The following is a 16,185-nucleotide window of genomic DNA, read 5'->3' as shown; positions in this document are numbered from 1 at the left end:
TCATGGCTTGTAAAATCACCCTCATCGGCGCCGGCTCGGTGGTCTTCGCGAAGACCCTGATTGGCGACATCCTGCAATTCCCGGAACTGTCCGACGCGCATATTTGCCTGATGGACATCGATCCAGCTCGCCTCAAGGTGGCGGACGTGATGATGAAGCGCGTGGCCGAGACCCTTGGCGTCAAGGCCACCGTGACCTCGACGATGGACCAGAAAGAAGCAGTCAAAGATGCGAAATACGTCATCTGCACGATTCAGGTTGGTGGCTATAAGCCCTCGACGATGCGCGACTTCGACATCCCGAAAAAGTATGGCTTGGAGCAGACCATTGCGGACACGCTCGGCGTTGGTGGCGTCTTCCGCGCACTGCGCACGATCCCGGTGATCAATCAGATTGCGAAGGACATAGCTGATCACGCACATCCGGATTGCCTGCTCCTGAATTACACCAACCCGATGGCCATGAACTGCATGGCGGTCGATGCTGAGGTGGGCATTCCGCACGTGGGCCTTTGCCACTCGGTTTTTGGCACCGCGCGCATGTTGGCCAACCACACGCACCTGCCAATGGAAGACGTCAGCTACCAAGTGGCCGGCATCAACCACATGGCCTTTTTCCTGAAGTTCCAATACAAGGGCCGCGACGCGTATCCTTTGCTTTACAAAGTATTGGAAGACAAAAACCGCGACTTCGAGCTCGTGCGCTACGAGATGATGCGCCGCACCGGGTACTTTGTCACCGAGAGTTCCGAGCACCAGAGTGAATACGTGCCTTATTTCATCCACCACGGCCAGGAGATGATCGATAAGTTCAAGGTGCCGCTCGACGAATACCCGCGCCGCTGCGAGGGCATCATGGCGTCGTGGAAAGACACCGAGGCCAAGCTGATCGGCGAGGGCGATCACAAGATGGTTGTCGGCGAGCCGTCGCACGAGTATGGCAGCTACATCATTCACTCGCGCGAAACCAACACGCTGCGCACCGTTTATGGCAACGTGCCGAACCGCGGCATCATCAAGAACCTGCCCGACGATTGCTGCGTCGAGGTTCCCTGCCAGGTGGACGCGATTGGCCTGCAGCCCACGATGATTGGCAACCTGCCGCCGCAACTGGCCAGCATGTGCATGACGAATGTCAACGTGCAGCAACTCACTGTGCAGGCTGCGCTCACTGGCAAGCGCGAGCACATTTACCACGCAGTGATGCTTGATCCGCACACCAGCGCCACGCTGCCGCTCGACAAGATCTGGGCAATGTGCGACGAGCTTATCGAAGCGCACCAGAGCGACGGTTTCCTTGGCGAGTTCGAGCCGGTCATCGCGAACACTGGCCGCAGCTACGCCGGAGTGGGCGACCAACTCATTGCCCGCGCAAAGGCCCGTGGCCTGCGCTTTGATCAGGTGGGCAGCGGCTTCGAGCTCGAAGTCGAAGTCGACAACCCAAGCCAGCAGGATGCCACTTTCGATGTGGCCATTGAATTGGAGAACGACGCAGTCGCCTTCGAGTCAACCAGCGCCACGGTCAACGCGCCAGCGGGCCAGACGGTAGTCGTGACTTTGCCAGGCAAAGTAAATGCCGAGGTCGAGGACATGCTCCTCGTCAAGCTGACTGCCAGCGATGAAAACGTGCTGTGCGTCGACACGATGCTGCGGCCTTATCCGGTCATTGCCGCAAACGATGCAGGTGCGGCCGAGTTCAAAATTGATCTCTCCGGTTTCCCCTGTGCAGCGGGTTCCTTGCAGCGCGATGGCGACAACATGGTCATCCATATCCGGGTCGAAGATTCGGATATCCAACCGACGAATCGCAAGTTCTTCCTCGGTTCGGGAGCGGAGTTCTTCTTTGCCGATCCGACGGCTGAGCCGGTCAAGCACTTCATGCTGTTACCGGACCTCAATGGCGAGGTTAGCTTGGTGGACGGTGATCGCAATCCGGTGGCCGGAGCGCAAGTCGAGTTTACGAAGAAGGAGCTTTTCTACGAAGCAAAGATCACGGTGTCCGCTGCGCTGGTCAACGCCACGCAAGACACGTTCTTCTTCGACTGCTCGGTCAACCTCGGCGCGCTGGGCGACGCCCACTCTGGCGGTCGTTCCTCGCTGAGCCACGGCGCCAACACCAAGGAAGACATGACCAAGGCCCACCTCATCGACCTGTCGCCCGCGTTGGCGAGTGTTTAAGGTGGTGGAGTTTATTTGATGCGAGAAACCCTTTTGTCCACAAAAGGGTTTCTCGCGCTCTTCCCAAAAAACTTTGTTCGCGGCGCTTTGCGCCTACTGATTAAAACCAGCGTTGCCACGGCGGGGAAGTTGCGTTGTGGTGTGGGGGCATATGGGAAGGAAGTCCTCGCGAGCACTCTGGAGCGCCAAGTTGGCGGGGCAGGGCGTGTCCGAGGCCGTGACGGTCGAGGCGATCGAGGCGCAGTTTGCGGCCAAGCGTGAGCCTTTTGATGGCACGGTGCTGGGCGTCGATCCGAGTTTGCGCGGCACGGGTTTGGCGGTGGTGAAGTTTGTCCCTGGGGAGCCGACACAGCTTGTTGGCAGCCACACGCTCAAGCTCAAGGCGAAGGCGACTCAGAGTGATTGTTTGGGCGAGATTGCGCGCGCGGTATCGGCTATTTTGGAGAAGGAAACGATCACGTGCGTTTCGCTGGAGCAGACGATTTACGTGCAGAATTTCCAGACGGCGCAGATCATGGGCATGGCGCGTGGGGCGGTGATTGCGACGGCGGCCATGCGGGGCTTGCCGATCCATGAATACGCCCCTTTGCGCATTAAGCAGGCCGTTGTGGGCTATGGCCGAGCGAGCAAGGAGCAGGTCGCGGCGATGGTCCGCCAGCACCTCAAGCTGATGGCCGATCTGCCCTCCGACGAAGCTGATGCGGCGGCTGCGGCCCTTTGCCATGCGATGACGGGGGCGCGCTCGTAAAATATATCACGGATTGAAAAAAGGACTCGTCTTAGGCTCGGTGCATCATCTAGCGTGGCAATGTCTTGAGTAGCGATACAATCAAGTGGCATTACGCAATCGACGATGAACGGCTCGGTCCAGTCTCGGAAGCTGAGTTGGCAGCGTTGGCGGAAGCAGGCACGATCACCAGCGACACCCTGGTGTGGCGCTCGTCTATGCCTGGCTGGCAAGCACTGAGCACCGCCCCGGGCGCGCCCAAAGGGCCGTGGTCCAAACCGGCAACGCCCCCGCCGTTAACGCCGCCTCCCATGTCGCCCATTGCTCAGAAAGGCGCCATGTCAACGCCGGTTGCTGCCCGCCCAAATTATGCTGTTCAGGAGTTGACTTTATATGCGCTCAATCGCCCCAGTCATATCCTGCCGCTGCCGAGCGAGCCGGTGGTGGACAACTACGGGAAGCGCGAATCGAAGGTGGCGCACCACGTGCATTTGTATCCGGCTTTTTTGAAGCGCGCAGGGCTGGCGCAGGGCAAGGAACTGCTGGAGGCCGATGAGTCGAGCTGCTTTTACCACCCGCAGTTTGCGGCGACGAATATGTGCAGCCACAGTGGCCGCTTTATCTGTGATTTGTGCTCCACGGAATTCAATGGCGAGGTCATCAGTCTTCAGGCCTTGAGCGACATTAAGGCCAAGGGCAAGGTCTCCAAGCTGGACGATACCCGCAAACTGTGGGACGACATTGCGCTGGCGCTGCTTTTGGTGCCGTTCTTTGCGCCGATTGCGATTGGCATCTGTCTTTGGAAATGGAAGCAGGGCCCCACCAGCATTGTCCGCAAAACGCGTAGCCGCTACGTCGTGGCGATGGTCATCGGGCTCATTGAAATCCTGCTGCTGGCCTGGGTCTTTACGGGAGGCTTGGATTTATAATGAGCGACGCAGATCAATACAAATTGGCGGCGCGGGGTGGCGGTTCCTTTGAGCGACAGAAGCTCTACTTTGGTGATGACCATTTGCTGGTGATCGACGGCTCGACCACCGAGCGCTATCGGCGCCTCTATTATAAAGACATTCAGGGCTTGCTTTGGCACCCCACGGCGATGTCGGTCATCGTCCAGTTGCTTCTGGTGCTGATTATGTTGTTCAGCGTCATGGGCATTGCTTCAGGACGGGATGCGCCGAACTGGGGCGGGCTGTTTGTCTTTGTGCCGTGCGCGGTTATTTTTGCAATCATGCTCTATCTGGGACGCAGTTGCGCCGTGGGTGTGAAGACCCGCGTGCAGTTGGTGCGCCTGCCAGCCATTGGCAACATACGCAAGGCCCGTAAATTTGAGCGTCAGCTCACTGAGCGCGTGGAGGCCGTGCAGGGAACGTTGACGAGTGAAGCATTGCAAGCGGCACAAAACGCTACACAATCTGCGGTCACCTAATCCCAATTCCATCTCTTCTACATTATGCAGTGGTACTATTCGAATAACAATCAGCAGCTGGGGCCGGTCGAAGACGCGGAGCTACAGGCCCTGGTCAGCCAGGGCGTCATTCATGCGCAAACCCTCATTTGGCGTGAGGGTATGGCCGAGTGGCAGAGCTACCAGTCGGTTTTTGGCCAGGCAACAGCGCCCGCGGGCGTCGAGGGCATGGTGGCTTGTCCCAACTGTGGTGCCATGACGCATTCGAATAACCTCATTCCGCTCGGCGACAATAAAGTAGTCTGCCCGCAGTGCAGCGGCGGCTATTCGCAACGCCTGATCGAGGGCGCCAGCGCACCCGCGGGGAAACCCGAAGGCACCGGCGGCTTGACCCCGATTTCCGAACTCAAGGCGCAGGCGCGTGATTGCCTGTCGGTTCAGTGGGGACCGGCGGCCTTGTTTTCATTTTTGATTTGGATGATCCAGTTTGGCATCAACATGGCCGCAGGCATGATCCCCTTTGTGGGTTTCCTGGTTCAATACGCAGTCAGCGGCCCCTTCACCTTGGGCTACCAGAACAACATGCTCATGATCGCGCGCGGGGAAGCTTCCAGCAACGATTACATGTTTAGTGGATTCCAGGACTTCAAGCGCGCATTCGGCGTCTACATTCTCCCCATGTTGATCATGCTCGTGCCGATTGTCATCATCGGCATTCTGGCAGCATTGATGATACCGGCGATGGAAAAAGGCGGTGGTGGTTCAGACGTCGTTTTCGGCATTCTCGCTTTTGTGTTCGTGGTTGCTTTGCTGGCAGTGGCGTTTTTTGTGCAACTTAAATTTGGCCTATCGTATTTTCTGCTTATCGACAATCCGGACCTAGGGGTCATTGAGACGCTCAAGACAAGCTGGCACATGATGCAGGGACACACCGGAAAGCTGTTCATGCTCTACATCTCCTTCATCGGTTGGGCCCTGTTGGCGATGCTCACGCTGGGTATCGGGCTGTTTTGGCTGATGCCATACGCCATGGTGTCCTTTGCCCGTTTTTACGACGACCTTTAATCGCTCGAATCCGCGCGCCCAGTGTCTGTCCTCGTCAAGCAACGCTGCCGCATTCACGGACAACGTGAGGCGGTTGCGCGTTGCCCGGAGTGTGAGAAATTTTTCTGCCGGGAATGCGTGACCGAGCACGAGGGCCGCGTGATCTGCCAGTCCTGCCTCTCCGAGTTGCTCAAGCCGGAGGTTAAGGAGCGCTCGCCCATCTGGGGGCGCTTGCTCGGGCTGGTCGGCGCGGCAGGCGGGTTTCTGCTGGCTTGGTGGGTATTCTACATGATTGGCCGCACGCTGCTGTCCATCCCCAGTGAATTCCACGACGGGAGCTTCTTGAATCGCTAGCTATGGCTCGGAAGAAGAAACAGAAACGTCCGCCACGGATTCGCCGCAAAAAGCGTCGCATTGGAGACGAACCTTCCGGCCTGGACATGATCGAAGAGTCGATCCATCTGTTGCGGCAATTACCGATGGCGTGCTGGACCATGTATCTGCTGGGCGCAGCGCCGTTCCTGGTAGCGTTTTTGTATTTCTGGAATGAGATGTCTTTCAGTGGCCTGGCAGCGGGCGAGCTCCTGGGTGATTCGCTGACGTTGGCTGGGCTCTTTGTGTGGATGCGCTTTTGGCAGGCGTGGTTTGCCCGCGGCATGTGGGCGACGTTGCGGGGGCAAGAGCTGCCGCCGGTTTCACTGCAAACGGGCCTACGGATGTTGCTCAAGCAAGTGCAATGGCAGACCACTGGCCTGCTGGTCCTCCCTATCGCGGCGTTACTCACCTTTCCCTTTGCGCGCCTTTACGGCTTCTTTCAAAACCAGCTGTTACTGTCGGCCATTTGTGATGAGCAGGCGGACGAGCCGATCACGCCCCGCGCTTTCAAGCTGGCAGGGGTGTGGACCAACCAAAGCTGGTCACTCATTGGTCTGCTCATCTTCCTGGGCATGCTGTTTTACCTGACCTGGCTCACGGTGATCATGACGATTCCGCTGCTGCTCAAGACCTTCTTTGGGGTGGATGGCGCGGCGATTCGCGGCAGCGAATTCATTACGTCGAACTCGACCACGGTGTCCATTGCGCTGGGCTTGATGTATTTGGTTTATGCGCCGTTGGCTCAGGGCGCTTACCTGCTCCGTTGTTTTTATACGCAGTCGCTACAGAGCGGCGACGATTTGTTGTTCAACCTGCGGATGCTCAAAAAAGGCACCCGTAAACTCGGGCGGATTGCATCTGCCGCAGTTGTGATGCTCGCGCTGGGCTTGGTGCTGGCTCAGCCGCTGATGGCCGCGCCCAATGAGCAGGGGCCGAGCGAGACCTCCGTCGAGGAAGCCATTGAGGACACCATGAGCCAGCCGGATTACATCTGGCGTTTCCCGAAAGAAGAAGTCACCGGCGAAGTCGAGCCGTCGAGTTGGCTCAAAGATTTTTTGGAAAGATTGAAGCAGATGTCGGACGACTTTTCGAAGTGGCTGGAGGGCCTCTTCGACGACAAGGAGCCGGAGCCCAGCGAGCCGTGGGACTTCGATTTCAGCGGGCTGAGCATTCTCGATGTGCTGACATATTTGCTGATCGCCATCGCGGTCATTGCGCTCATTTGGGTGGCGGTCAAGCTGTGGCTGTCGCGTCAACCGGCGCCCGCGGCGGCGCTGAATGTATCCGCCATCGAGCAGATGCCGGACCTCAATCGCGAGGACATCACAGCGGACGAGCTGCCCCGCAACCGCTGGTTGGAAATTGCCGAAGAACTCATTGCCAAAGGCGACTACCGGCTTGCGCTGCGTGCGCTGTTTTTGGCCGAGCTGTCCTACCTCTCGGAGGAGGGGATGATCAAGCTGGCCCGCCACAAGTCCAACTACGATTATCGCCGCGAGCTGATGCGCCGGGGCGATTCCGCGGGCGCGGTGCTGGAGGCTTACGTGGCGAGCGCCAATCTGTTTGACGGTGTGTGGTATGGCGAGCGCGCCGTGGGCGAACCTGAGATTGAACACATGCAGGGCTTCCTGCGCAACGCGGGGTTGGCCTGGTGAAGCAGCGTTACGGCATCCCGATTTTATTGCTGGTCTGCGTGGCAGGGCTGATCTTCGCGCTGGTCAAGCTGGTGCATGTGCGCCTGGAGCGCGGGGATATTTATCCGGCGCATTCGAGCCTGCGCGTTGACCCGCTGGGGGCACGCGCTCTGGCCGAGTCACTCGACGCCTTGTCGGCCATTGAAGTGGAGCGCAACTACCGGCACTGGGCCAAAGTCGACTTCCCCTCCGACGGCACGCTGTATGTTTTTCGGGCGCACCCGGAGTCGTTGTTCGAGCGCCGCAATGGGCCCAATCGCCTCTTGGATTTCATGGGGCAAGGCGGCCGCGTCGTCATGAGCTATGCCGATAATTACTCGTCATTCAGCAAGTTTCTGGAAGAGCAGGAGGGCTTTGATGACTCGGATCAAGAATCGGACGAAACGCCGGTAGCCGAACAAGATGAAAAGGCCGAACCGGCGGATGATGCGGAGGCAGAGGAAGACGTCGAGGAGGAAGAAGAAGTGGTGGTCAGCAGGTGGGAGCTGAGCACGAAGATTGGCGACTTTGACACCCCCGGCGCGAGCCGCGTTGCGGATGTCTCTGCACCGGAGAAAATCGAATGGAAGGGGCAGGACTACTTCGTCGAATTCGATGAAGAATGGGAGGTGCTTTACGAAACCAAGAACGGCCCCGTCGCGCTTTGGCGGAGCTACGGCAAGGGCGAGGTGATCCTCCTGGCGAACACTTATTTATTTTCCAATGAAGCCATGATGCTCGACCGCGAGGCGGGCTTGCTCAGTTGGTTGCACGGCGACGCCGCGCACGCGATTTTTGACGAATGGCACTTCGGCCTGCGCGAGCCGACCGGCGTGGCCATCCTCATGCGGCGCTATCGCCTCGGCGGCCTGGCGCTCGGTATGGCCTTGCTGGCAGGGCTCTTTGTGTGGCGCAATTTGTATTCGCTAACGCCCGTTCGCGCGGCGGATACGAACCTCAGCGCGGGCGTGGTCCGCTTGTCCGGCTCCACGCACACCGGGCTTCGTAATTTGCTCAAGCGCTCTATCGCACCCGTGGATTTGCTGCCCCTGTGCGTTGAGCGTTTCTCCAACCTCGGCCCGCAGCTCAAGCGCATGTCGGGCTGGAATCCGGCGATGGAAGAAATTCGCGCCGAGCTTTCCGCTTTAAAAATTACGCCGCCGCGTAAGCGCCGCCCCGTGCAGGCTTACCGCAACATAGTTCACATTTTAACCAAACACCGCATCAACTTGAGATGAACGAGACCCAAACCTTAAAAGAAGTCATTGCCGCCGCCCGCCAGGAAATTGGCAAGGTGATCATCGGTCAGGAAGAGGTGATCGACCTGACGCTCATCACGATCCTCACCGGCAGCCACGCGCTGATCGAAGGCGTGCCCGGCGTCGCCAAAACACTGCTCGTGCGCACGCTGGCGACGGTCATGGGCTGCGAGTCCGGGCGCATCCAGTTCACGCCCGACCTGATGCCCGCCGACATCACCGGCACCCACGTTTTCAACATGAAGACGCAGGAGTTCGTGCTGGTGAAGGGGCCGGTGTTTACCGACTTCCTGCTGGCCGACGAAATCAACCGAGCGCCCGCCAAGACCCAGGCCGCGCTGCTTCAGGCCATGCAGGAGCGCACGGTGTCGATCGACCGCACGAACCACCAGCTCAGCCAGAACTTCACCGTCTTCGCCACGCAGAATCCGATCGAATACGAGGGCACCTATCCGCTGCCTGAAGCGCAGAAAGACCGCTTCATGCTGAAGATCGACATGGGCTACCCGGACGAGTCCGACGAGCTTGAGCTGGCCCGCCGTTTGTTGTCCATCGACACGCCGGAGCACGCCTTGGCCAGCGGCGCCATCGAGCCCGTGCTGACCAGCGAACAGCTTGAAGCTGCGCGCAGCAATTTACTCGCCGTCACGGTTAAGGAAGAGCTGCTGAACTACATCGTGCAGATCGTCCGCAAGACGCGCGCGCACGAAAGCATCCTCGTCGGTGCCGGCCCGCGCGCCACGCAGGCGCTGCTCCTGGCCGCCCGCGCGATGGCCGTTTTGCAAGACCGCGATTTCGCGACGCCGGACGACGTCAAGGCCGTGGCCTTGCCCGTGCTTGGCCACCGCATCGCGCTGCGCCCGGAATATGAAATCGAGGGCCTGACCGTGGCCGAAGTCATCCGCCAACTGCTCGAAGCCGTCGCGGTGCCGCGTTAACTTTTCCATGACCTTTGCTCCCGCCAATCGCCTTGTTTTGTTCGCCGGCTTGCTGTGCCCGGCGGCCTTGCTAGCACCGCTGAACGCTGCGTTGCTCGCGGTGTGCGCCGTGCTGTATGTGGCGGTGTTTGTCGTGGCGGTGGTTGATTGGCTTGGTGCGCGCAAGCGCTTGTCAGCGATCAAGGTGGAGGCTGCCGCGGTCACCCGCATGTCGCTGGGGAACCCCAACAAGGTCGAGCTGTTTATCCGCCGATTAGGGCCGGGCTTGAAACATTTTAACCTCGCGCTGGGGCTTGATCCGAGTCTCGAATCCGAGCACGCGAAACTCCCTGTCACGCTCGATGACGAGGGCGAATTCTGGTCCACGAATTGGCCGCTGACGCCGCGCCAGCGTGGCGTTTATCACGTGGGCGCGGTCTATGCGGAAACGACCTCCGCGCTCGGCCTGTGGACATTTCGACGGGAGTTCCCGGTGGAGTCCGAGATCCGTGTTTACCCGAATTTGCGCCGCGACCGCCGACAGCTGGCGAACCTGTTCATGAACCGCGGTTCCGTCGGCACGCACGTGCAGCGCATCGTGGGGCAGGGGCGCGACTACGAGCAGCTCCGCGAATACCTGCCCGGCGATAGCATGTTCGACATCCACTGGAAGGCCACCGCCAAGCGCAACGAGCCCGTCACCAAGACTTACCAGATCGAGCGCACGCGGGAGATTTACCTCATCGTCGACCACTCGCGCTTGTCGGGGCGCATCGTGGCTGAGGGCCAAAACGGTGGGCCGGACGAAAGCACGCTGGAGCGATTCCTGACCGTTACGAGCATTCTGAATATGGTGGCCGCGCGTCAGGGCGACCTCTTTGGCCTCGTCACGTTCTCGCACCAAGTCACGAATTACCTACGCGCCAGCACCGGCCGCGCGCATCAGCAATGCGTGCAAGACGCGCTCTTTGACCTGCAAACCGACCGCACCACGCCGGACTTCGACGAGCTGTTCACCTTCCTGCGCCTGCGTTTGCGCCGCCGCGCGTTGCTCATTTTCCTCACCGACCTGAGTGATCCGTCCGCCGCCGAGGCCTTCGCCAGCCGCGTGCGGATGATAACGCGCAAGCACGTCGTCCTGGCCAACATGATTGTCGGCGAGGAGATCGGCCCGTTGTTCCGCGCCAGCCCCGAGCCGCGCAGCGTGGACGACATCTACGGCGCGCTCAGTGGCCACCTGCGCTGGCACGACCTCACCGAGCTCAGCCGCGGCTTGAAGCAATCTGGCGTCGACTTGGCGCTGCATCAGCAGGGCAACCTCGCCGTGGAAATCGTCAACCAATACCTGCGCGTCAAGCAGCGCCAAATCCTTTAAACCGCCGCCATGATCATCGACCTCAAGCGATTCATCAGCGCCCGCCGAGCCGAGTGGGACGAGTGCGAGCGCACGCTGACGCGGTTGGAAAACAACCCCAAGCTCCGACTGGGGCTCGACGAGGCCCAGCGCTTTCACTACCTGCTGGAGCGCGTGGCGGCCGATCTCAACCAGATCAATACCGCCGCTGCCGACCCCGCCACGCGCGCCTACCTGGAGTCGCTGCTGGCCCGTGGCTACAGCGAGGTGCAGGAGACGCAGCGCCTGCCCGTCCTCCGGACGATGGCCAACTGGCTCATGCTGACTTTTCCGCAGACGGTCCGCCGCCATTTTGGTGCGCTCAAGCTGGCGCTGGCGGCGTTTCTCTTGGGCTCGTTGTTTGGCGCGATGGCGCTGATGCTCGACGTGGAGGCCAAGCCGACGATCATCGGGTTCGACCACCTCATGGGCTCGCCCAGCGAGCGCGTGGCGGAAGAGGAGGCCAACCGCGGCGCCAACATGTCCGACGGCAAGACGACGTTTTCCGCGATGCTCATGACGCATAACATCAAGGTCTCGATGTATACCTTGGCGTGGGGCATCACGTTCGGCATCGGCACGATCATCAACCTGTTTTACAACGGCGTTATCCTTGGCGCGGTCGGCATGGACTACATGCTGGCCGGTGAGACAAAGTTCCTCATCGGGTGGCTGCTGCCGCATGGGAGCATCGAAATTCCGGCCATCATCCTCGCCGGGCAGGCGGGGCTCGTGCTCGGCAAGGCGCTGCTGTTCCGCGATGGCGACAAGGGCCTCGTGACGCGGATGCGCGAGGTGCGCGGCGACTTGCTCACGCTGATGGGCGGCATCGCGGTGATGCTTGTTTGGGCTGGTCTGGTGGAGGCGTTTTTCTCGCAATATCACGAGCCAGTGTTGCCGTATTCGGTGAAAATTATCTTTGGCTCACTGGAGCTCGTTGGGCTGATCGCGTTCCTGATGTTCGCCGGACGCCGCCGCCAAGTGGACCGCGAAAACGAAGGGCTGCCAGCATGAGCGAGCAGCGTCAAAACACCCTCGTGATCGAGACACCCGAAGGCGTGCGTTTTTCGATGACGCTGGCCAGCCCGGCCGTGCGTTTGCTGGCGCTTTCGGTCGACTTGATGGTGATCATTGCGATCATTGTCGGGTTTTCAATCGCACTGGCGTTCCTGAGCATTCTCAGCATCGAGCTGGCCGGTGCGGTCGCGTTCATCGGCTATTTTCTAATCTCGATCTGCTACTTTTGGGTCTTGGAATGGGCTTGGCGCGGGCAAACGGTCGGCAAGCGCGTGTTCCGCATCCGCGTGGTCGACGCGCACGGGCTCAAGCTCCACACCGACCAAATTGTCCTGCGCAATCTCCTCCGCTTCGCCGACATGCTGCCCGGCCTGTATTTTCTGGGCGGCTGCGTGAGTATTTTCAATCGCCGCTACCAGCGCCTGGGCGACCTCGCTGCTGGCACGGTGGTGGTCCGGCAAAAACTCCCGCGGCAGCCTGACTTGTCCAACCTGCCCGAAAACAAATTCAACTCCCTGCGCGTGCATCCGCACGTTGAGGCGACCTTGCGTCAGCGCATTGCGCCGGAGTTGGCGATGCTGGCTTTTCAGGCGCTCCTCCGCCGCGAAAAATTGGAGCCCGCTTCGCGCGTCAAGTTGTTTGCCGAACTGGCGGAGGAGTTCAAGGCCCGCGTCAAGCTACCCGAGGACGCGATTTTCGGCATCTCCGACGAGCAGCTGATCCGCAACTGCGTGGAAAGTATCTACTTGCAGGCGGAGAAGAAGGCGACGGCAGCCGAGGCGGCAGCGTAGGAAAGGCGCGTTTGTTTGAGGCAACTCTCCATTTTCCCACAAAAAAAGACGACCCCGAGGAGTCGTCTTTTAGAAAATGACTTGTAGCCTGCGCTTTAGCGGCAGAGGCGGCGCGTGTGCTTGATCAGGGCAAGGCGCTTGCGGCCCTTGGCGCGGCGTGCAGCAATGACTTTACGACCGCCTTTTGTCTTCGTGCGCGCGCGGTAGCCGCACTTGCGAAGGCGCTTAACTTTGTGTGGACGGTAAGTTGGATCCATGATGAAATCTAAGTTTGAAAATGGTGGGAGTAACTGGGCTCGAACCAGTGACCTCATCGATGTCAACGATGCGCTCTAGCCAACTGAGCTATACCCCCATAAATGGGAAAAGGAGGAAAAAAGACAGATCAGGCACTCGGCGCAAGAATTATTTTAATTTTTTTGAAGCATCCGGGCAACGTGCCGCTGCAGTCATGGATTTGCCCAGTGGGCAAATGGGCGAATGTAAGGTGAGGGCGCAGTCTTCATGCGACTAGCTCATGGCAGGCCTGACAAGCCGCTGCGCTGCCTCTGAGTTCTAATCGACCACTCCGAGGTAGCGGCCAGCGTCCCCGCTGGCCATGATGTAGGCCGCAAATAAATGATTATCGTTAGGTCGTCTTTCGCGGATATGGCTTCGCGCGGACCAATTCCTTTTCGTTGAACATGCTTGGCCAGCGGGGACGCTGGCCGCTACCTCCCACTCCGCCGCCTCGGCTTGTCTAGCCTGCCATGAGCTGGTCGCATGGAGACTGCGCCCTACCTCGATCGGCACGCCGGCCATTTTTGCTCTGCAAAAATCTATGGATGCAACGGCACGTTGCAATTTTGTGGGGTGGGGTAACGTTGATCTTTCCACTGAGGCGATTTTCGTTTTTCCTTCTGACTCGTGCTACAATTTCTGCGCATTTGTAATTTGGCCCTGCTGGACGAAGTCTCTCTCGACTTCGAGCCTGGCTTTACCGCGGTGACGGGTGAGACCGGCGCCGGCAAAAGCGTCCTGCTGGGCGCGCTGTCGCTGCTGGCGGGCAACCGGGCGGACAAGACCATTATCCGCGTGGGTGCGGACGAAGTCCTCGTCGAGGCCTCGCTCCACGTGGGTGAAGACCGCGATATCGTGGCGCTGCTCGAAGAGCTGGAGCTGCCCGCTTGCGAGGAGGGCGCGCTGATTCTGCGGCGGAGCCTGCACCGCAAACGCGGCGGCAAGGTGATGATCAATGGCGCGCTGGCGACGGTGACCGCGCTCCAGCAACTGGGCGAAATCTGGATCGATTTCCATGGCCCGGGCGAGCCGCAGAAGCTTTTTCACGAGAAAAACCAGCTGTCGCTGCTCGATATTTTCGCCCGCAACGGCAAATCACTCGAAAAATACCAGGCCGACTACGACGCCTGGCGTGGCCTGTGGCGCGAGATGGACAACCTCCGCAGCGCCGAGCAGCTCTCGCCCGAGGAGGCGGAGTTTTTGCAGGGCCAGATCAACGCCATCGACCAAGTGGACCCGTCGGACGAGTCCATCGAGCAGTTGGAGCGTGACTTTAACCGCCTGGACAACGCCCGCGAGCTGAGCGCTTTGTCCGAGCAGGCTGGGGAGGGTGCCCGCGAGGCAGCCCGCGCGGCCTCTCACGTGCTCCGCGCCGCCCGAGATTTGGCGGAAATCGACTCGTCAGCCGACGCTTTGGCTGGGCGCATGGATGCGCTAATCATTGAAGCCGAAGACCTTGCGGACGAATATGACGCGTTGGCCAGCGGTGGCGATTTTGACCCGAGCGAGGCGGAGGCCATTCACCAGCGCATGCAGACTTGGCTGCAAATTCGCCGGAAATACGGTCCCACCACCGAGGCTGTGCGCGCCAAGCGCGAGGATTTGAAGCGGAAAATCGGCTCGCAAACCAACGTGGAAGGCCAGCTGATCAAGCTGGAGCACCGCGCGGGCGAGCTGGAAAAAGCGCTCCGCAAGCAGGCCGATGAGCTGCGTCGCAACCGCCTGAAGGGGGCGAAGGATCTCGCTGCGCAGGCCAAGGAGCTGCTGACGAAGCTCGGCTTTAAAAAGGCGGATTTCGCGATCGAAGTCGCCACCGAGGACAAGCTGTCGCGCCACGGGCACAGCAATTGCCAGTTTGTGTTTTCGCCCAATGCCGGGCAGCCGTTGATGCCGCTCAACAAGATTGCCTCCAGCGGGGAAACCGCCCGCGTGATGCTCGCCCTGAAGGCGGTGCTGGCCAAGGCAGACTCGACCGCGCTGCTCGTGTTTGATGAAGTCGACGCGAATGTCGGCGGGGAAATCGGCGCTGCGGTCGGCCGCGAACTCGCGGCGCTGGCCGGCGATCACCAGGTATTTTGCGTGACTCACCTGCCGCAGGTGGCCGCGCTCGCGCGTCAGCATTTTCTGGTGGAGAAGGGGCAGGACGACGATTCGACCACGGTCTCCATCCGCCGCATCGACGACGATAAGGACCTCCGCGAAAGCGAGCTGGCCCGCATGCTCGGCGACCGCGACTCCTCCTCCGCCCGCGAACACGCCCGCCAACTCATGTCCAGCAGCGTGCCACTGCACCCATAGCCAGCCTCCGGCTGGACCGGCGGATGCTTTGCATCCGGATTTGCCCATTGGGCAAATGGCTTGTCTAACTGCATGAGGTGGCGCGAATCGTCTCGATCCGCAGTTTCATATAGGTGGTCAGCTCGGGCGACGCCCACCATTCAGCCAAGCTTATGGCTGGCCAGACAAGCCGCCGCTCTGGAGTGGAAATTCAGCATATACCCACCGAGTACAGCACACCACCCATTTGCCCAATGGGCAAATCTAACGGTCCAGCCGGAGGCTGGTTAGTGGTGGTGGGCGAACATTTCCATCACCGAGGGGCGATGACGGGGGCCTTTGCGGAGGGCATTGAGCAGGCAGATGGTCGTCACCGGGAAGCTTATCAGTAGCAACGCCACTGCAATCATGGTGACTAAACCGTGCTGCGGAATCACACCTACGGCCAAGCCGAAGACGATGAGGATCATTAGCCCGAGACCAATAACGCCGATCAGGAACTGAGCACGATACTCGCGCAATTCGCGCTCATCCCAAGTGCGCCGCATGGCCGCTTTGCCAGACTTGGGGGTATTTATCATGTATTACAAATAATTAGAAAACAGCCATTTGGCAAGCAAAATCGCTGTCCACCAAGCCCATTTCATGGTCCAAAGTTTGCTCCACATGCCATAGATTTGTCTATTTGGGGCATGAAAATGGCATAAAAGTATTACTTTGCGATGGGGTTATGCGTCTGGAAGTGTCGTAAGTTGTTTGCTGATAGGTGGATGCAGTTGTTTTGCCTAAAACAGGCCTGCGACAGCGTTAAAAACGGCGAAAAGTGCTATTTTTTGACGATTGAATGG

General features: G+C 59.6%; 14 protein-coding genes, 1 tRNA gene and 1 pseudogene. 13 read left to right on the top strand and 3 right to left on the bottom strand.

What is annotated here, in order from left to right; translation table 11 throughout:
• Window positions 1-2: 2 nt before the first annotated feature.
• From melA to RBB62_RS08860, 12 genes and pseudogenes are all read left to right on the top strand, one after another.
• Window positions 3-1,280, top strand: a pseudogene (melA, locus tag RBB62_RS20385) (alpha-galactosidase); the annotation flags it as partial.
• A gap of 1,048 nt (window positions 1,281-2,328) precedes the next feature.
• On the top strand, window positions 2,329-2,925 hold the full coding sequence (locus RBB62_RS08910; protein ID WP_309398400.1) for a crossover junction endodeoxyribonuclease RuvC: 597 nt from the start codon (window positions 2,329-2,331) through the stop codon (window positions 2,923-2,925).
• Between the two features lie 65 nt (window positions 2,926-2,990).
• Window positions 2,991-3,833, top strand: coding sequence for a DUF4339 domain-containing protein (locus tag RBB62_RS08905; RefSeq protein ID WP_309398399.1), 843 nt, complete (start codon window positions 2,991-2,993; stop codon window positions 3,831-3,833).
• Window positions 3,833-4,333 carry a hypothetical protein gene (locus RBB62_RS08900; protein WP_309398398.1) on the top strand — a complete coding sequence of 167 codons (501 nt, stop codon included), beginning with the start codon at window positions 3,833-3,835 and terminating at the stop codon, window positions 4,331-4,333. Before RBB62_RS08905 ends, RBB62_RS08900 begins: the two co-directional genes overlap by 1 nt.
• A 24-nt stretch (window positions 4,334-4,357) precedes the next feature.
• Window positions 4,358-5,377 carry a DUF975 family protein gene (locus RBB62_RS08895; RefSeq protein ID WP_309398397.1) on the top strand — a complete coding sequence of 340 codons (1,020 nt, stop codon included), beginning with the start codon at window positions 4,358-4,360 and terminating at the stop codon, window positions 5,375-5,377.
• Between the two features lie 21 nt (window positions 5,378-5,398).
• A complete protein-coding gene (locus RBB62_RS08890) occupies window positions 5,399-5,710 on the top strand; it encodes a B-box zinc finger protein (protein WP_309398396.1) in 312 nt (103 codons plus the stop codon).
• 2 nt (window positions 5,711-5,712) lie between these two features.
• Window positions 5,713-7,386 carry a hypothetical protein gene (locus RBB62_RS08885; protein WP_309398395.1) on the top strand — a complete coding sequence of 558 codons (1,674 nt, stop codon included), beginning with the start codon at window positions 5,713-5,715 and terminating at the stop codon, window positions 7,384-7,386.
• Window positions 7,383-8,642 (top strand): DUF4350 domain-containing protein, encoded by a 1,260-nt coding sequence (locus RBB62_RS08880; protein WP_309398394.1) that lies wholly within the window; start codon window positions 7,383-7,385, stop codon window positions 8,640-8,642. The genes RBB62_RS08885 and RBB62_RS08880 overlap by 4 nt, the downstream gene beginning before the upstream one ends.
• On the top strand, window positions 8,639-9,601 hold the full coding sequence (locus RBB62_RS08875; protein ID WP_309398393.1) for an AAA family ATPase: 963 nt from the start codon (window positions 8,639-8,641) through the stop codon (window positions 9,599-9,601). Before RBB62_RS08880 ends, RBB62_RS08875 begins: the two co-directional genes overlap by 4 nt.
• A gap of 7 nt (window positions 9,602-9,608) precedes the next feature.
• Window positions 9,609-10,955 (top strand): DUF58 domain-containing protein, encoded by a 1,347-nt coding sequence (locus RBB62_RS08870; RefSeq protein WP_309398392.1) that lies wholly within the window; start codon window positions 9,609-9,611, stop codon window positions 10,953-10,955.
• A gap of 9 nt (window positions 10,956-10,964) precedes the next feature.
• Window positions 10,965-11,987, top strand: a complete 1,023-nt coding sequence (locus tag RBB62_RS08865) for a stage II sporulation protein M (RefSeq protein ID WP_309398391.1) — start codon at window positions 10,965-10,967, stop codon at window positions 11,985-11,987.
• Window positions 11,984-12,781 carry an RDD family protein gene (locus tag RBB62_RS08860; RefSeq protein WP_309398390.1) on the top strand — a complete coding sequence of 266 codons (798 nt, stop codon included), beginning with the start codon at window positions 11,984-11,986 and terminating at the stop codon, window positions 12,779-12,781. Before RBB62_RS08865 ends, RBB62_RS08860 begins: the two co-directional genes overlap by 4 nt.
• Before the next feature lie 95 nt (window positions 12,782-12,876).
• Here RBB62_RS08860 and rpmH read toward each other — a convergent pair whose 3' ends face one another.
• Entirely contained in the window at window positions 12,877-13,038 is a 162-nt protein-coding gene (gene rpmH / locus RBB62_RS08855) for a 50S ribosomal protein L34 (RefSeq protein ID WP_309398389.1), read from the bottom strand.
• A gap of 21 nt (window positions 13,039-13,059) precedes the next feature.
• Window positions 13,060-13,136: transfer RNA gene (locus RBB62_RS08850), tRNA-Val, on the bottom strand.
• A 551-nt stretch (window positions 13,137-13,687) separates the two neighbouring features.
• On the opposite strand from RBB62_RS08850, the gene recN reads away from it, so the two are divergent.
• The gene (gene recN, locus RBB62_RS08845; protein WP_309398388.1) at window positions 13,688-15,358 is read left to right on the top strand and encodes a DNA repair protein RecN; all 1,671 of its coding nucleotides are present in this window, start codon (window positions 13,688-13,690) and stop codon (window positions 15,356-15,358) included.
• 266 nt (window positions 15,359-15,624) lie between these two features.
• Here recN and RBB62_RS08840 read toward each other — a convergent pair whose 3' ends face one another.
• A complete protein-coding gene (locus RBB62_RS08840; protein ID WP_309398387.1) occupies window positions 15,625-15,918 on the bottom strand; it encodes a hypothetical protein in 294 nt (97 codons plus the stop codon).
• Window positions 15,919-16,185 lie beyond the last annotated feature (267 nt).

It is taken from the genome of Cerasicoccus maritimus (assembly GCA_031296935.1).
Lineage (GTDB): Bacteria > Verrucomicrobiota > Verrucomicrobiia > Opitutales > Cerasicoccaceae > Cerasicoccus > Cerasicoccus maritimus.
This window is presented reverse-complemented; position numbering and strand designations above follow the sequence as displayed.